Origin of the sequence: Bacillus sp. MYb209 (genome assembly GCF_002975175.1) — a bacterium.
Lineage (GTDB): Bacteria > Bacillota > Bacilli > Bacillales > Bacillaceae_G > Bacillus_A.
On the sequence record NZ_PCNZ01000013.1, the window covers coordinates 41,007 to 58,042 of the forward strand.

Here is a 17,036-nt window from a genome sequence, read left to right on the forward strand (position 1 = left end):
AATTGTAAATAGAACAGCCTCATTAAGTGTTAAACTTAATGAGGCTTTTTTTGTATGAATAACATATTAAAAAAATATCTCGAATTCGAGATAAATCTCTTGCTTTTTAATCACTTGAGTTGTAAAGTGATAGTAACGAAAGGAAATGAGTCATATGAGAAAGGTACACTTCGTTCTTTAAATTGCTTTCGTATGAATTATTTTTTAGCTATCACTTGATTAGTAAAATGAAGAGGCATCCTCACATTTCAATAATTACTTTTATAAACACGTGCTTCGTTTCCAGCCTTACTGGTGGGAACAGCAAGCAGACATATAACCGTAAAAAGATAAATTAAAACTATTGGAGGAATATAAAATGAACCAACTAAAAGGAATACACCATGTTACAGCGATTACAAGTAGTGCAGAAAAGAACTATGAATTTTTCACTTACGTTTTAGGAATGCGTCTCGTTAAAAAAACGGTAAATCAAGATGATATTCAAACTTATCATTTATTCTTTGCAGAGGATAAAGGTAGTGCAGGAACGGATATGACTTTCTTTGACTTCCCAGGCGTTCCTAAAGGTGTACACGGAACAAATGAAATTTCAAAGACTTCGTTCCGAGTTCCAAGTGATGCAGCATTAGCATATTGGATGAAACGTTTTGATCGTCTTGAAGTGAAACATACTGGAGTTAAAGAGCAATTCGGTAAGAAGACTCTTTCTTTCGTTGATTTTGATGATCAACACTATCAATTAATCTCAGATGAATTGGATAAAGGTGTGGAATCAGGTACACCTTGGCAAAATGGGCCAGTTCCATTAGAATATGCAATTACTGGCTTAGGACCTGTATTTATTCGCATCGCAAACTTTAGTTATTTCAAAGAAGTGCTAGAAAAAGTTCTATTATTTAAAGAGATTGATCAAGAAGGAGAGTTCCACTTATTTGAAGTAGGTGAAGGTGGAAACGGTGCTTCTGTCATTGTAGAACATAATACGGTTCTTCCTGAAGCACAACAAGGTTTTGGTACAGTGCATCATGCGGCATTCCGCGTAGAGGACCGTGCTGTATTAGAAGAATGGATTGAGAGAATGAGTAGTGTTGGACTCCCTACATCTGGTTATGTAAATCGTCACTTCTTTGAGTCATTATACGCAAGAGTTGCACCGCAAATTTTATTCGAATTTGCGACAGATGGCCCTGGATTTATGGGAGATGAATCTTATGAAACACTTGGAGAAAAATTATCTTTACCTCCATTCCTAGAGCCAAAACGTGAAGAAATTGAAAAATTAGTTCGCCCGATTGATACAGTGAGAAGCACGAAGGAATTTATTAAAGAGTAAGGATATACGATTTAGCATACGTTTTTGTTTAGAGATAATAAAGTAGAAGAGCAAGTAGTTTTAGCTGATAGCTAGAATTGCTTGCTTTTTTATTTGGATTGATAAATATTCTGACAAATGTTTCTCAAGTTTCCAAAAAGGAAATGTTTGGTATAATTAATTTAAATTATAAATTTTCTGATAATTATTTTTCAATACATATAAAAGGGGTGATAATATACAATTTAAATAATTGTATAAATATCCCAAATGTGTAAATTGGGGCAAGGGGGATGCTAAGGTATGGGAGTAGATGTAGTAACAAAGGAGCAAATGAAACATTCTTTAGATGATTGGTATCATGTAATGTTGCAGCAACAAATAGAGAAAGCTACGGAAATGAAAGAGGAGATTGATAGTAAACTTTCTGATGCCAAAGAGGATGTGGATTTATGGCTATATTACTCTTTATTAGATTTTAGATATAAAGTGTTGGCGGATGGCTTGAAAATTACTAAAAATAGTTTTGATAAAATTGATGAAATTTATAAAATATCTGAAAATCGTCTGTCATACTATTATTATTTTTTTAAGGCAATGCATGCGACCTTAATATCGAATTACAATGATGCAAGTAGATATTATGAGAAGGCTGAAAAACTAATAAAATATGTGCCTGATGAATTAGAATATGGTGAATTCTATTATCGTCTTTCTGCATTTTTTTACAATACAAGGCAACCAATGAATACTATAAAATATGTAAATAAAGCTAAAGAAATTTTCTTGAAACAAGCAGGGCAAGATATGAATATTGCTTTATGTCAAAGTCTTTTAGGATTAACCGCTATACAAATAGAGCAATATGAACAAGCAGAAGAGTGTCTGAATTCTGCGATAGATATCCTACAAAAACAGGATAACGCTATTTTGCTTTTGAGAGTACGTCATAATTTAGGATGGCTATACGCAAGTCAAAATCTTTCTGCACTGGCAATTCGACAGCTTTCAGAAGTAACAGAGAAAATTCCAACACACTTCAAAGCGATTTTCCTACAAGCTAGGGAACATTTTAAACTAGGAGAAACAAATATTGCTGAAGAATTAATTAATAGAGGATTAAATATTTGTATTGAGTTAGAAAATGAAGAGTATATACATCATTTCAGCATTTTAAAAGCAGTAAATAATAATGTTTCTATTAAAGAATTAGAGACGATTATCCTTAAAGCAATTACGTATTTCGATAAAGAATCTTTATATAGTTACACTCAAGAGTATGCAGAAAAACTTGCAATTAAATTTTATGATGATGCTAATTACATGAAAGCAAGTGAGTATTTTTACAAAGTATTACAAGCAAAAGAAAAGAAGATGGAGAAGGGGGCATTAAAATAATGTTTAAAAAAATTCGTATCGCGGTAACTGGTATAGCGTTAGTTGGTATTGTATCTGTTGGTTTAAGTAGTTCTTTTGTACAACAAGCTGAGCATGGTGATGTTCCAGCGCCAGCAAGACCAGACTACGTTAATATTGGTGAAACTGGTGGAGCTCCAGCAGATTTCAATAGAGGCGACGGCGGAGTAAGCCAACTATAATAAAAATAAAGAAGGGACTTCACGTGGAAGTTCCTTCTTTATTTTTAGGCCATGTAGAGAAAAGAATTGACTTACTTTTCATATGTAACTATAATAGTTACAAAATAACCATCTGTAATAGCGGTGAGTTATATTTTTTTGATATAATTGTAACTGTAATAGTTACAACAAAAAAGAAAACATAAAACAACCAAAAAATGTAAAAACTTTAAATAGCAACATGAGAAAGGAGACGGGGATTTTGAAACGGTTTAAGTTTTATATGATTAGCGGTATTGTGCTCGTTTTGTTAGTAGTATGTAACTTCGTTGATAAGCCGATTGCGAAGGTTGAAGAAGTGAAGGATACTGTTATGATGAAGATAAATACGAAAGAGAGTATGGCGCAGATCGATGGGCAGACGATATATTTTAAGCAAATTGGCGTGGGGAAACCGCCGTTACTTATGCTTCACGGGTTTGGTGGTTCTTCAGATGGGTTTAGTGATATTTATCCGGAACTCGCGAGAGATCATACGATTATCGCTGTTGATATTTTAGGGTTTGGGCGTTCTTCTAAGCCGATTGATTTTCAGTATTCGTTTCCTGCGCAAGTGAATTTATATTATAAGTTAATGAAGAAACTTGGGTATGATCAATTTGCAGTACTTGGTCATTCGATGGGGGGAGAGATGTCGCTTAATTTAGCGTATTTATATCCGGACGCGGTTACCCATCTCGTTTTAGCGGATTCTACAGGGATTGAATCTTTCCAGCAAAAAGAAAGTTATGAAGTGCCGCCGCTATCGACGGACTTACAAACTGTAACAGAGATTACGGATTATAATAAAAATGAAGTGAAAAATAGTCGCGATGATAAAAAGCATTATGATGAGCTTACGAAAATGAGAGAGCGCCGCATTGCGATGGAAGCTGATAAAATTAAAGTGCCGACTTTAATTATTTGGGGTTGGCATGATAAGAGCGTTTCTTGGAAAAATGGTGAACTGTATCATCAGTTATTTGCAAATAGTACGTTCCATATAATTGAAAAAGGATACCATGCGCCGTTCCGTCAAGAGCCAATCGAGTTTATGGAATATGTACAAGCGTTCTTCGCGAAGAATCCACAATGAAAATTTAAGCATAAATCCACTTCTTTCCTCATAGAGTGAAACTAATAAGGCTTGTCTAAGGAAAGGAATGAACGAAAGTGGAAACTTTACCATGGTGGGTTTATCTTGTAATTATTGGGATCGTATTGAGTGGCTACATGGTTTTATATACTTCGAAAAAAGAGCAAGAGATGGATAATGAGTTTATCGAAAAAGAAGGAGAAGTATATATGAAGCGTTTAGAAGAAGAGCGAGAGAAACGTAATCAGGATAGTGATAAAGATTCGGTATTGCTTTAATAGAAACTTTTGAAGAAGAGAAAGGGATTTCTCTTCTTTTTTATATGTTAGTTTGTTGGATACTCCCTTTTACATTAAGGTCGAATCAAGCTTTATTGGATTGTTAAGGCAGAACCCCTTGTATCCATAGGCACAGTAACCATCCAAAGCCCAATTCATACACTATGACGGAAGCTTTTTACTTAATAATCGGATGAAAAAGGAGTGTAATGATGAAAGAACGTAATGTTAATGAAACAGGAGGGAGTATACCACAACCAATCCGCAGTGATGGAGCAGGTGCGATTGATTCTGGACCACGTAATGTTATGCGGGATATTCAAAATCCGAATATGCTCGTTCCACCTATTACAGATGCTGGGCTAGTTCCTAACTTGAAATTTTCATTTTCAGACACTTCTATGATCTTAAAACAAGGTGGGTGGTCTCGGGAGATTACTGCTCGGGAACTTCCGGTTTCGACTACGATTGCTGGTGTAAATATGAGTTTAACGGCCGGAGGAGTACGTGAACTCCATTGGCATAAACAAGCAGAATGGGCATATATGCTTTTAGGAAAGGCACGAGTAACTGCCGTTGACCAAGAAGGGAGAAATTTCATTGCTGACGTTGGTCCAGGTGATCTTTGGTACTTTCCCTCTGGCATCCCGCATTCCATTCAAGGATTGGAGCATTGCGAATTTCTGCTTGTCTTCGATGATGGACACTTTTCTGATTTATCTACCTTAGCTATTTCCGACTGGTTTGCACATACGCCAAAAGAAGTTCTATCGGCTAATTTCGGAGTGCCAGAGAGTGCTTTTAACTCCATTCCTTCAGATCAAGTTTATATTTATCAAGGGGAGGTGCCGGGTTCGCTTGAGAGTCAGGAAGTTCAGTCGCCAAAAGGAGAAGTTCCTTTAACGTTTAAACATGAACTGTTAAAACAAAAACCGATTAAGACACCTGGTGGTAGCGTTCGAATTGTAGATTCTACAAACTTTCCTATTTCAAAAACAATTGCAGCGGCGCTCGTTGAGATTGAGCCTGGTGGTATGAGAGAACTTCATTGGCATCCGAACAATGATGAGTGGCAATATTATTTGACAGGGCAAGGGAGAATGACTGTGTTTCTTGGAAACGGTACAGCTCGTACATTTGATTATAGAGCTGGTGATGTCGGATATGTACCGTTTGCGACTGGACACTATATTCAAAACACAGGTGACGAAACATTATGGTTTTTAGAGATGTTCAGAAGCAACCGCTTTGAAGATGTATCGTTAAATCAATGGATGGCATTGACTCCTAAAGAAATAGTGGAAAGTAATGTACATGTTGGCCCGCAATTGATGGATTCTTTACGTAAAGAAAAGTGGCCTGTTGTGAAATATCCGGGTTTTTCTTATAAACCGAAAACGGATGAGTAAACATGGATATATGCGTTATTCTTTCTGGAGAACGATAGGAAGGAATGGCGTATTTTTTATGTCTAGTCCTGTCTTTACTAGTATTCGTTATTTGTATTATTGTTCGGGAAATTATTATAGGAAAAAAGTATATGGAATCTAAATACTACATAGTGCTATTTTGAAGTGTAACGCACAAGTTGCACAGGCTATGCAACGATAACTAGCTTTACTCTTCATCATTTATTTGACCATACTAGACGTAGAGAGGTGATAAGAACAGTATGATTTTTAGCGAGCGTTTAAAAGAAGAAAGGGAAAAAGAAATTGGTCGCAAAATGATTTGGCTGAAAAAATTCATGTAAGTAGGCAGTCTGTTTCGAAATGGGAAACGGGAAAGAACTATCCGAGCATTGAAATTATTATTCATTTAAGTGATCTGTTCGGTATTACGATTGATGAGTTATTGAGGAGTGATGAAGAGTTGACGCAGAAAGTAATTGAAGATAGTAAACAATTGGCGTATCCAAAATGGAAGGTGTTTTTTGATAGTCTATTCATGATGGGGGTATTTTTGTTTATTACAAAAATCGTTGTATGGATGTTAAATAAGTTTGCAGGAGCAAGCATTACAATTGTAGCAGATGCACCATATGTAATGAATTTTTTACCCTTCATATTAATGGTTATAGGTGGTACGGTTTCTGATAAGTTGAAGAAAATATATAGGTAATGAAGGAAATTCCCCACACTAGCTGTTCTTTCTATTCAAATTGTGTACTATAAAGAATAGATAGGAAGGGGACATATAGAATGGAATTTCATGAACAGAAGATTTTGCCGGCAGTGAGGCAAATTAAAGATTTGGAAAAGCTATTACATAGTTCGTATGAGTATATTGTTATTTTAGATATTCATGTCGGTCAATTGAAGAGTGTTGTGTCGCTCGCGAAGCAGCGTGGGAAAAAGGTGTTTTTACATGTGGATTTGATCCATGGATTACAAAGTGATGGGCATGCGACGGAGTTTTTATGCCAAGAATATAAACCGTACGGGTTATTATCGACAAAGGCGAGCGTAATTATGAAGGCGAAGCAAAAAGGTGTCGTCTCCATTCAACGCATCTTTTTAATTGATTCTAGCGCAATGGAAAAGAGCTGTAATTTGCTAGAAAAGACGAAGCCGGATTATATAGAGGTGCTTCCTGGTGCGCTAACGGGTGTGATCGCTGAAGTGAAAGAGCGTACAGGTGTACCAATTTTAGCAGGTGGTTTTATTCGTACTGTGGAGGATGTTGAAAGAGCGTTAAATGCTGGTGCGACAGCAATTACGACATCGAAAAAAGAACTATGGAAACATTACCAAAAAAAGTGACGAAAATGTGAAAAAATTCTGTTGACACCGCTTTCATTAAGGGTTAACATTATAGACAAGTTAATAAACGTGACGGAGAAAAGAAGAGATCCACATTTCATTGTTTCTATATACTCTTATATAGAAGCATGTAAGCTGTGGATCTTTTTCTTTTGAAAAAAAACGAATGGCCATTCATTTTACCTCTATCACACTTGAAAACGTTAAAATTGATAGTGGAGGGATACTATGTCAGCATTTTTAGGAGAGTTAATAGGGACTGCGTTGTTAATCTTACTTGGTGGCGGTGTTTGCGCTGGTGTAAGTTTAAAGAAATCGTTTGCGAAAGATTCCGGTTGGATTGTAATTACAATGGGCTGGGGCTTAGCGGTTGCTATGGCAGCGTATGCAGTTGGATCAATTAGTGGGGCACATTTGAATCCGGCTTTAACGATAGGACTTGCTTTTAAGGGAGCGTTCCCATGGAGTGACGTACCTATGTATATCGCAGCACAAATGATTGGGGCAATTATCGGGGCAGTTCTCGTATATTTACATTACTTACCACACTGGAAAGAAACAGAAGATCCAGGAACAAAGTTAGGTGTATTTGCAACAGGTCCAGCAATTCCGAACACATTTACAAACCTTTTAAGTGAAATGATTGGAACATTCGTTTTAGTATTTGGTATATTAGCAATTGGAGCAAATAAATTTGCAGATGGTTTAAATCCATTTATCGTAGGTTTCTTAATTGTAAGTATTGGTTTATCATTAGGTGGAACAACAGGATACGCAATCAACCCGGCTCGTGATTTAGGTCCGCGTATTGCACACTTCTTCCTTCCGATTGCAGGAAAGGGCGGTTCAAACTGGAAGTATGCATGGATTCCAGTAGTTGGTCCAATTCTAGGTGGATCACTTGCAGGATTATTCCATCAAGTTGTATTTGAAGGAAAACAAAATTCAGCACTTATTTATGTGATTATTACAACTGTGATTGTACTAGCAATCTCTTATATGACAAGTAAAAAAAGTGGAGCTACTACAAATAGTAGAAAAGTAGCATAGGGGGAAACTGATATGAAAAAATATATTCTTTCATTAGACCAAGGAACAACAAGCTCACGCGCAATTCTTTTCAATAAAGAAGGAAAAATCGTTCATTCAGCTCAAAAAGAGTTTACACAACATTTTCCAAAGCCAGGCTGGGTTGAGCATAATGCACAAGAAATTTGGGGATCTATTTTAGCAGTTATCGCAACTTGCTTAAGTGAAGCAGATGTGAAGCCAGAACAAATCGCTGGTATCGGTATTACGAACCAACGTGAAACAGCGGTTGTATGGGATAAAACGACTGGAAAACCAATTTATAACGCAATCGTATGGCAATCTCGTCAAACAGTTGAAATTTGTGATGAGTTAAAAGAAAAAGGGTATAGCGATATGGTTCGCGAAAAAACAGGTCTTTTAATTGACGCATACTTCTCTGGTACGAAAGTAAAATGGATTTTAGATAACGTTGAAGGTGCAAGAGAAAAAGCAGAAAACGGCGAGTTATTATTCGGAACAATTGATACATGGCTTGTATGGAAATTGTCTGGTGGTAAAGCGCACGTAACAGACTACTCAAATGCATCACGTACATTGATGTTTAACATTCACGACTTACAGTGGGATGATGAGCTTCTAGACATGTTAACAGTACCAAAGAGCATGCTTCCAGAAGTACGTCAATCATCTGAAATATATGGAGAAACAATTGATTACCACTTCTTCGGTCAAAATGTACCGATCGCAGGTGTAGCTGGTGACCAGCAAGCAGCATTATTTGGACAAGCTTGTTTCGGTGAAGGTATGGCGAAGAACACTTACGGAACTGGTTGCTTCATGTTAATGAACACAGGCGAAAAAGCAGTAGCTTCTGAGCATGGCCTATTAACAACAATTGCATGGGGTTTAGATGGTAAAGTGAATTACGCATTAGAAGGAAGTATTTTCGTAGCAGGTTCTGCAATTCAGTGGTTACGTGACGGAATGCGCATGTTTAAAGATGCGAGTGAGAGTGAAGTGTACGCTAGCCGTGTTGAATCAACTGAAGGTGTATACATAGTACCGGCATTCGTAGGATTAGGTACACCGTACTGGGATAGTGAAGTACGCGGCGCTATGTTTGGTGTAACACGCGGTACGACGAAAGAGCACTTCATTCGTGCAACGCTAGAATCTTTAGCATACCAAACGAAAGATGTACTATGCGCAATGGAAGCTGATTCAGGTATTGAACTGAACACATTACGCGTTGATGGCGGGGCAGTTAAGAATAACTTCTTAATGCAGTTCCAAAGCGATATGTTAGACGTTCCTGTAGAGCGTCCAGTGATCAGTGAAACGACAGCATTAGGCGCAGCATACTTAGCAGGTCTTGCGGTTGGATATTGGAAAAACCAAGATGAAATTAAAGCACAGTGGCATATGGATAAACGCTTTACACCAGCAATGGAAGCGGAAACAAGCGAAGAGCTATATGCTGGATGGAAAAAGGCAATTGAAGCAACTAAAGCTTTCAAATAATCATAAACAGTGTTATAATGATGACAAGTTAATAATTCGGTAGGAGATTTGGAGAGACCACAACACGCTATAGAGGCGAAATCTATAGCGTAGTTCGTGGTCTCTTTTTTCGTTATCAAAGGGAGGAATTACCATGAAATTTTCAAGTAAACAACGTAAAGACGTATTAAACGGAGTAAATAAACAAGAGTTAGATGTGATCGTAATTGGTGGAGGTATTACTGGTTCTGGTATTGCATTAGATGGGGCAACACGCGGTTTATCAACGATTGTGTTTGAAATGCAGGACTTTGCAGCAGGTACATCAAGTCGTTCAACGAAACTTGTACACGGCGGTTTACGTTATTTAAAACAACTTGAAGTGAAAATGGTAGCAGAGGTGGGGAAAGAGCGTGCGATCGTATATGAGAACGGTCCCCATGTAACGACACCAGAGTGGATGTTACTTCCGTTCCATACAGGCGGCACGTTCGGGTCATTTAGTACATCAATTGGTCTTCGTGTATACGACTTCTTAGCAGGTGTAAAACGAAGCGAGCGCAGAAAGATGTTTAACCGTGAAGAAACATTGAATAAAGAGCCTCTTGTAAAACAAGAAGGATTAAAGGGCGGCGGTTACTACGTAGAATATCGTACAGACGATGCGCGTCTTACAATTGAAGTAATGAAAGAAGCAATTGAACACGGTGCGAAAGCTGTTAACTACGCAAAAGTAGACAGTTTCTTATATAAAGATGGAAAAGTATGCGGTGTACGTGTAATCGATTTACTAGACGGAGAAGTGTATGAAGTTTACGGTAAGAAAATTGTAAATGCAGCTGGTCCTTGGGTAGATACACTTCGTGAAAAAGATAACTCTAAAAAAGGGAAAGTACTTCAGTTATCAAAAGGTGTGCATTTAGTAATTGACCAAAAACGTTTCCCATTAGGTCAAGCGATTTACTTTGATACACCAGATAAACGTATGGTGTTCGCGATTCCTCGCGAAGGAAAAACGTACGTAGGTACAACAGATACGTTCTATGATAAAGACGCAGCTGTACCGCACATGACAACAGAAGATCGCACATATATCATTAATGCGATTAATTACATGTTCCCAAGCGTGAAAATTACGGAGAAAGACGTTGAATCAAGCTGGGCTGGTGTACGTCCGTTAATTTATGAAGAAGGTAAGAATGCATCTGAAATTTCTCGTAAAGATGAAATTTGGACTTCTGAATCTGGTTTAATTACAATCGCAGGTGGAAAATTAACAGGATACCGCAAAATGGCTGAAATGGTAGTAGACTACGTAACGAATCTATTACAAAAAGAAGGACATAGCGTATATCCGAAGAGCGATACGAAACATATGCCAATCTCTGGTGGTCATGTAAGTGGTTCACACGGATTCTCAGCATTTATCGCGAAAAAAGCAGGCGAAGGTACGAAATACGGTTTAACGACAGCGCAAGCGGAAGAGTTCGCGAAATTCTACGGCTCTAACGTTGACGTATTGTTTGACTTAGCGAAAAAACATAAAGACGAAGCGAAAGAATACAACATGCCATTAGATGTTCTAATCCCGCTTGTATACGCGATGGATTACGAAATGACAGCGAAACCAGTTGACTTCTTCGTACGCCGCAGAGGCGCTGTATTCTTCAACATCCACTGGGTATATGAGTGGAAAGAAGCAGTAATCAACTACATGGCTGCAAAACTAGGCTGGAGCAAAGAAGAGCAAATGAAATACACAGCAGAACTAGAAAAAGCATTAACAGACGCTGTAATTCCTGTAGATCAACAAGAGCAAGCAGCTGCGTTAGCGTAAAATAGAGAACCACCTGAAGGGGAGCCTTCAGGTGGTTTTTGTTTTATTATGAATGCACTAAAATCTTGACTATAAGTGAATATAAAATGTTGTATCATAATAAAAGGTTTACTCTTAGTGAAGAAAAATTAAGGTTTCAAAAAACGGTATGGACATTGCTAACCGTTTTTTTATGAATTTATCCCGCATTAACGGGCAGTAAAACTCCCACCTCAAAATTCGACTGGAGCAAAGAAGTTAGGTGGGAGATCAACTGCACGTAAATGCCCGATTGGTGAGGGCTGATAATCAGTGGGGGATGAACAAAACCCCCACTGATTAAAGTTTCACTTTATAAAACTTTTCCATAGAGTGCGTCGTCTAATATATGGGAAGGAGGAAATGATGTGGATGAATTAACAGTAGAGATGTTTGAAATAGAAGATAAGGAGGACTTTATCGATGAAATAATGAACAAGTATGGGCAGGAAATCTTACAACTTGTTTATTCATATGTGAATAATAAAGAGGTCGCTGAGGATTTAACGCAAGATATATTTGTTAAATGTTATAAATCTCTTCATACATACAAAGGGAAATCAAATGTAAAAACGTGGCTGTGGAGAATTGCCATTAATCATTGTAAGGACTATATAAAAAGTTGGTATAACAAAAAGGTAATCGTTACAGAGGTTGAATCTACGTATATTGGGATTCAACATGATAGTGTTGAACAAACTGTTATTCAAAATGCAGAGGACCGTAGGCTGGCTTCTGCAGTAATGAATTTACCGATAAAATATCGAGAAGTCATTTATCTATTTTATTATGAAGAATTACCAATTAAAGATATTGCTATTGTAATAGAAATGAAGGAAAACACGATAAAAACAAGACTGAAAAGAGCTAAGGAACTATTGAAGAAAGGATTGGAGGAATAATCAAATGGAAGATCGATTAAAAGGTCTACGGAAATCAATGGAAAATACAACTTTTAAACATTTGAGTTTTTCCGATCAGCATCGGAAGCAGGTGCGTGAAAAAATCAATCAATCACACGAAAAGGAAGAAGACATCTCTTTAGCAGTTTTACAACTTCTCATGAATGAAAAAACAGGGTACGAACTAATGCAGCTACTTCGGGGGAGAGGGATTCAAAAATTCGAAGGAAATGAAGGTTTTTTATACACCGTATTACATCGATTGGAACAGAATCGTTTTATCCAATCAAGTTGGGATCATTCAGGAGCTAAATATTATCAATTAAATGATAAGGGAAGAAAGATGCTACGAAAGGCAGAAAAAAATTCTACAAAAGCACGATTTATATTAAAAGGATTAGTACAGGAGTGAGGCGGAATTGAATAAAAAAGGGGAGCGTTTTTTAACGGAAGTTACCAATCATATTAAATCAAAAGAAGCAAAGAGCTTTGTGACAACTGAACTAGATTTTCACTTAAAACAGGCGAAGAATACGTGGATAGAAAAAGGGTTAAGTGAGGAAGTTGCTGAAAATAAGGCTGTTGAACAAATGGGAAGTCCGATCAAACTTGGCAGGGAACTTAACAAACTTCATAAGCCAAAGGTTGATTGGTTCCTTATTATTTTATTGGTGACTGCTATGGGATTAGGTTTTCTGCCAGTTATAGCTTTTGGACATACGAATGATTTACTAATGAATAAGATAATATTTGTTATTCTCGGCGTTGCAGCAGCTTTTGGGATGATGCTGCTTGATTATCGGAAGTTAGAGAGAATGGGATGGCTGTTTTATACAATCGGAGTACTCATCCTGTTAATGCTATACTGTTTTCCAAACGCTTCGATGGCTGGAGAACCGTTAATAAACATTGGTCCCATTGCAATTGACTGTTTAATGTCAGTGCCGTTCTTTTTTCTAGCTTGGTCTTCTTTTTTCAATAATAGTAGGATAAAGGTTATGCATCTTGTGGTTTTGTATTTATTTTCTTTGTGTTTATTCTTAACTGTAGCAACTCTTTCAACGGTTTTTATCTATATCACGATGGTATTCGTTATGCTTTGGTGGAGTAATTTAGGAAAGAAAAAGGCATTGATTATTACAATTGTACCAATTTGTTTATTGATTATAAGGGTATCTTTTTCCTGGTCCTCAGTAAAAGGATATCATTTGGATAGATTTTTAGGGTATTTAAACCCAGAGCGTGATGCAGGGGGCGCAGGGTTTATGTATGTACGTTTAAAAGAGGTAATGTCGTCAGCAGGTTGGTTTGGTACATCTGGGGATACAAAGTTCATCCCTGCTCCAGATACTGATTTTGTATTTGCAAGTTTGACTTACTATTATGGATATGTGCTGGCGCTAATCCTTGTCTTCATTCTTTCTCTTTTTGTAGCAAGGTTAATGTTCATATCTTATAAAATAAATGATCGGTATGGTAAATTGCTTCTCGTCGGTGGGATGACTCTTTTTGTAGTCCAGTTCATTTATAACGTTGGAATGATATTAGGCTTATTGCCGATTGCTTCTATAGCATTGCCTTTTATTAGTTATGGATTAACGCCAACTTTATTTCATGCGCTATTAATGGGGATCGTGCTGAGTGTATATCGACGTAAAGATATGTCATTTAGAATGAAGAAAACACCTTGATGATTATCGAGGTGTTTTTGTTGCTTAACAGGATATAAATATGAAAGGTATAATAAGTATTATTATAACGTTTGAAAAATGCAGTAGTGTTGGAGTTGAAATGAATCAGCTTATTAATTTGCTTTTACTAGATAGGATTAATTTAAAGAGGTGAATGGAATGAATACTAATGTTCAAAAAGAGTTAAATCAATTAATAGATAAAATGACTTCTTCTCTTTTTGATGTTAATAAAATTATTTTATTTGGGTCTCATGCTTACGGTACACCTAATGAGGATAGTGATTTTGATTTATGTGTAGTGGTTGATGGTATTGGTAAAAGAAAAAGAGAAGCCTTAAAGGAATTGAATTTAAGTATATTTGATGTAATGAAAACGCCAGTCGATTTACTTGTTTACGGTTCTGAAGAATTTAATGAGCGCTCTGGTAACCCTGTAACGATGGAATACAAGATTGCTGAAGAAGGTAAGGTATTGTATACAAAAGAAACACCTTGATAAAAAATCAAGGTGTCTTAGTTATTAACTTGAAACTTTCCAAATCAGCCCCCATCACAAAAGGACTCACATCCCCAACACTATAAAGCTGCAACTCATGCATTGCGCGCGTACAAGCAGTGTAGAACAATCTACGAACGCTTTCATCGCTGTATACCTCTTTAGAAGCATCGTAAATAATAACAGCATCAAATTCGATACCCTTCGCTAAATAAGCAGGGATAACGACAATGCCTTGCTCATACTCGGCTGAGTTACTTTTCACAAGTTTAATATTCTCGATATGACTGAGTGCTTCGTATGCAGCGGCACTTTCAGCTGCGGATTTACATATAATTGCGATCGTATTGTGCTGTTGTTTTTGTAGTTCTGCAACTTTGGAAGTGATACGATCATGCAGTTCACTGTAATCAGAAACTCTAGTCACTGTAGGTTTCTCGCCGTCGCGTTCAAAGGCGTTAATGTTCTTTCCTTCAGGTACGAGATCACGTGTGAATTCAATAATCGGTTTTGTTGAGCGATAGCTACGAGTTAAGTTGATGCCGTTTGTTTCATCAGGCCCGTATAAGCTAGCAAGTGTATGGAAATCAACTGTTTCACTAGCATGGGCGAATATTGCTTGGTTAAAGTCTCCGAGCACAGTCATTTTTGCGGCAGGGAATAAGCGTTTTAAAAACTCGAACTGAAACGGAGAATAATCTTGCGCTTCATCTACGAGTACGTGTTTAATTGATCTGTTTGTTTGGAAGCCTTCAATTAATTCTTTTAAAAGTAAAAATGGAGTCGCATCCTCGTAATGTAGCTTTCCTTCATCTAACATGTTTAAAGTTAGTGAACAAATGTCGTCCCATTCTTTAGGTTTTTCACCAGTAACCCATGATGAATCTGTGAAGAGCTGTTTATATATTCCTGTGAAATTGATGAAACGTAGCGTTTGAACGCCTTTACGCAGCGGTTTTAACTTTTTACGGATAATCATACGGCTAAGTACTTTATTTTCACTTTCGTAATCGTCAAATGAGTTTTCTGCAAACTCTCCTTTTTTCTGTAAGTAATTATAAGCTTTTTGATATTCATCTTTACTAAGCAGTTCAATTTCTTCTTGCACCCAAGGTTTCGTCCGTTCGCTTTTTTCAAGTTCATCTATTTGTTTATTTAGCCACTCCGTTAACTTCTCAATTCGATTATGGAAGCGGAGGGAGGGATCGGTATTGTAAAATTGTTCTGTAATTTGTTTAGCAGAGGCAATTGGTTTTCCTCTAAATTTCATTCCTCTAAACAACATACCGGACGATTCTAGAGATTGTCTGTACATCCTAATTGTCTCGAAAAATTGGGTGGATGCTTTAAATCGAATGCTCGCATTTCGAGTTTTATAGGCAGGGCTATTCGTTTCAGTTAGCATATATTCTAATTGCTCATAAGGGTCTTCAACGTCAAATGACTTGCTTAGTCTATGGTTTAAATATTCCTGGAAGGTAACTTGCTGCATATTCTCTTCACCGAGTTCTGGCAATACGTTAGATACGTAGCTGTTGAACATGGAGTTAGGGGAGAAGAGAATGATTTGATCTGCTTTTAGCCATTCGCGATATTTATATAGTAAGTAGGCGATTCGCTGCAGAGCAGCTGATGTTTTACCGCTACCAGCAGCTCCTTGAACGATAAGTAGTCGCCCTTCATCGTGACGGATAATTTCATTTTGCTCGCGCTGGATAGTAGCAACAATACTTTGCATATGTTTGTTTGTACCTTTTCCGAGCGCTTGTTGCAGGATCTCATCTCCAATTGTAAGGCTCGTATCGAACATGGAGTCAATCTCGCCATTTTGAATAATATATTGTAATTTTTTCTCCACATTGCCGCGGATTACGCCTCCTGGTGTACTGTACTCAGCTGGTCCTGGTGGATAATCGTAGTAGACACTTGAAATGGGTGCGCGCCAATCGTATATAAGAAAGTTTTCTCCGCTTGCATCGGTAAGGGTAGCCACCCCGATATAAATTTGTTCTGCATCAACTTCTCCTTCTTCTTTGAAATCGATTCGTCCGAAGTAAGGTGCTTTATGCATACGGCGTAGTGCGGCAAGTCGATTAAAGGTGTGCTTATGGGTAATTTGTGTTACGGCTAGTGACTGAGCTTGTTGTCTTAAGTTGATAACTGTTTCAAGATAATCGTCAAAAGTATCAGTATTAACTTTTACATCATCCCAGAAGTGTTTGCGAATGTTGATTACTTCTGCCCGGCGTCTGCCAGTTTCGCTTTCCAGTTTATCAATTTGCTCCGTAATCGTTTCTATTACGGTATCCAATCGTTTTTGCTCTAAATCAAGTTTTTTGTTCATACGTAAGCACTCCTTTAAAAGTGAAAAATAGAGGTTGACTGAAGATGTGTTTTGGTGTATAATTAAGATGCGGATAAATACATTCTATTGTTTTTGATGAGCGTTTCTGTACTAATTTAACATAGTTTTTTAATTTAATCAATGATA

At 37.2% G+C, this 17,036-nt stretch carries 15 protein-coding genes and 1 pseudogene; 15 read left to right on the plus strand and 1 reads right to left on the minus strand.

Annotated features, from left to right (window positions below; genetic code table 11):
• The first annotated feature begins 358 nt into the window (after positions 1-358).
• The 15 genes and pseudogenes from CQZ94_RS18505 to CQZ94_RS18575 all read left to right on the plus strand — a co-directional run bounded on the left by CQZ94_RS18505 (position 359) and on the right by CQZ94_RS18575 (position 14,545).
• Positions 359-1,336 (plus strand): ring-cleaving dioxygenase, encoded by a 978-nt coding sequence (locus tag CQZ94_RS18505; protein WP_105586528.1) that lies wholly within the window; start codon positions 359-361, stop codon positions 1,334-1,336.
• Between the two features lie 282 nt (positions 1,337-1,618).
• Positions 1,619-2,713, plus strand: a complete 1,095-nt coding sequence (locus CQZ94_RS18510; RefSeq protein WP_105586529.1) for a response regulator aspartate phosphatase — start codon at positions 1,619-1,621, stop codon at positions 2,711-2,713.
• Positions 2,713-2,913, plus strand: a complete 201-nt coding sequence (locus CQZ94_RS18515; protein ID WP_105586530.1) for a Phr family secreted Rap phosphatase inhibitor — start codon at positions 2,713-2,715, stop codon at positions 2,911-2,913. Before CQZ94_RS18510 ends, CQZ94_RS18515 begins: the two co-directional genes overlap by 1 nt.
• A 241-nt stretch (positions 2,914-3,154) precedes the next feature.
• Positions 3,155-4,027 carry an alpha/beta fold hydrolase gene (locus tag CQZ94_RS18520; RefSeq protein WP_142395868.1) on the plus strand — a complete coding sequence of 291 codons (873 nt, stop codon included), beginning with the start codon at positions 3,155-3,157 and terminating at the stop codon, positions 4,025-4,027.
• A gap of 77 nt (positions 4,028-4,104) precedes the next feature.
• Positions 4,105-4,305: a sporulation YhaL family protein gene (locus tag CQZ94_RS18525; RefSeq protein WP_105586531.1), complete on the plus strand. Its 201-nt coding sequence runs from the start codon at positions 4,105-4,107 to the stop codon at positions 4,303-4,305.
• A 212-nt stretch (positions 4,306-4,517) separates the two neighbouring features.
• A complete protein-coding gene (locus CQZ94_RS18530) occupies positions 4,518-5,714 on the plus strand; it encodes an oxalate decarboxylase family bicupin (protein ID WP_105586532.1) in 1,197 nt (398 codons plus the stop codon).
• 263 nt (positions 5,715-5,977) lie between these two features.
• Positions 5,978-6,426: pseudogene (locus tag CQZ94_RS18535) on the plus strand (helix-turn-helix domain-containing protein).
• A gap of 80 nt (positions 6,427-6,506) precedes the next feature.
• Positions 6,507-7,067, plus strand: coding sequence for a glycerol uptake operon antiterminator GlpP (glpP, locus tag CQZ94_RS18540; RefSeq protein WP_105586533.1), 561 nt, complete (start codon positions 6,507-6,509; stop codon positions 7,065-7,067).
• Positions 7,068-7,295: 228 nt separating this feature from the next.
• The gene (gene glpF, locus CQZ94_RS18545; RefSeq protein WP_002030197.1) at positions 7,296-8,117 is read left to right on the plus strand and encodes a glycerol uptake facilitator protein GlpF; all 822 of its coding nucleotides are present in this window, start codon (positions 7,296-7,298) and stop codon (positions 8,115-8,117) included.
• A 12-nt stretch (positions 8,118-8,129) separates the two neighbouring features.
• The gene (gene glpK, locus CQZ94_RS18550) at positions 8,130-9,620 is read left to right on the plus strand and encodes a glycerol kinase GlpK (RefSeq protein ID WP_105586534.1); all 1,491 of its coding nucleotides are present in this window, start codon (positions 8,130-8,132) and stop codon (positions 9,618-9,620) included.
• A gap of 133 nt (positions 9,621-9,753) precedes the next feature.
• On the plus strand, positions 9,754-11,436 hold the full coding sequence (gene glpD, locus CQZ94_RS18555) for an aerobic glycerol-3-phosphate dehydrogenase (RefSeq protein ID WP_105586535.1): 1,683 nt from the start codon (positions 9,754-9,756) through the stop codon (positions 11,434-11,436).
• 386 nt (positions 11,437-11,822) lie between these two features.
• On the plus strand, positions 11,823-12,356 hold the full coding sequence (locus tag CQZ94_RS18560; RefSeq protein ID WP_105586536.1) for a sigma-70 family RNA polymerase sigma factor: 534 nt from the start codon (positions 11,823-11,825) through the stop codon (positions 12,354-12,356).
• A 4-nt stretch (positions 12,357-12,360) separates the two neighbouring features.
• Positions 12,361-12,768 carry a PadR family transcriptional regulator gene (locus CQZ94_RS18565; protein WP_105586537.1) on the plus strand — a complete coding sequence of 136 codons (408 nt, stop codon included), beginning with the start codon at positions 12,361-12,363 and terminating at the stop codon, positions 12,766-12,768.
• A 7-nt stretch (positions 12,769-12,775) separates the two neighbouring features.
• On the plus strand, positions 12,776-14,047 hold the full coding sequence (locus tag CQZ94_RS18570; protein ID WP_105586538.1) for an FtsW/RodA/SpoVE family cell cycle protein: 1,272 nt from the start codon (positions 12,776-12,778) through the stop codon (positions 14,045-14,047).
• Between the two features lie 159 nt (positions 14,048-14,206).
• A complete protein-coding gene (locus tag CQZ94_RS18575; protein ID WP_105586539.1) occupies positions 14,207-14,545 on the plus strand; it encodes a nucleotidyltransferase domain-containing protein in 339 nt (112 codons plus the stop codon).
• A gap of 7 nt (positions 14,546-14,552) precedes the next feature.
• Here the strand turns inward: CQZ94_RS18575 and helD are convergent, their stop codons facing one another.
• A complete protein-coding gene (gene helD, locus CQZ94_RS18580; protein WP_105586540.1) occupies positions 14,553-16,889 on the minus strand; it encodes an RNA polymerase recycling motor HelD in 2,337 nt (778 codons plus the stop codon).
• Positions 16,890-17,036: the final 147 nt, after the last annotated feature.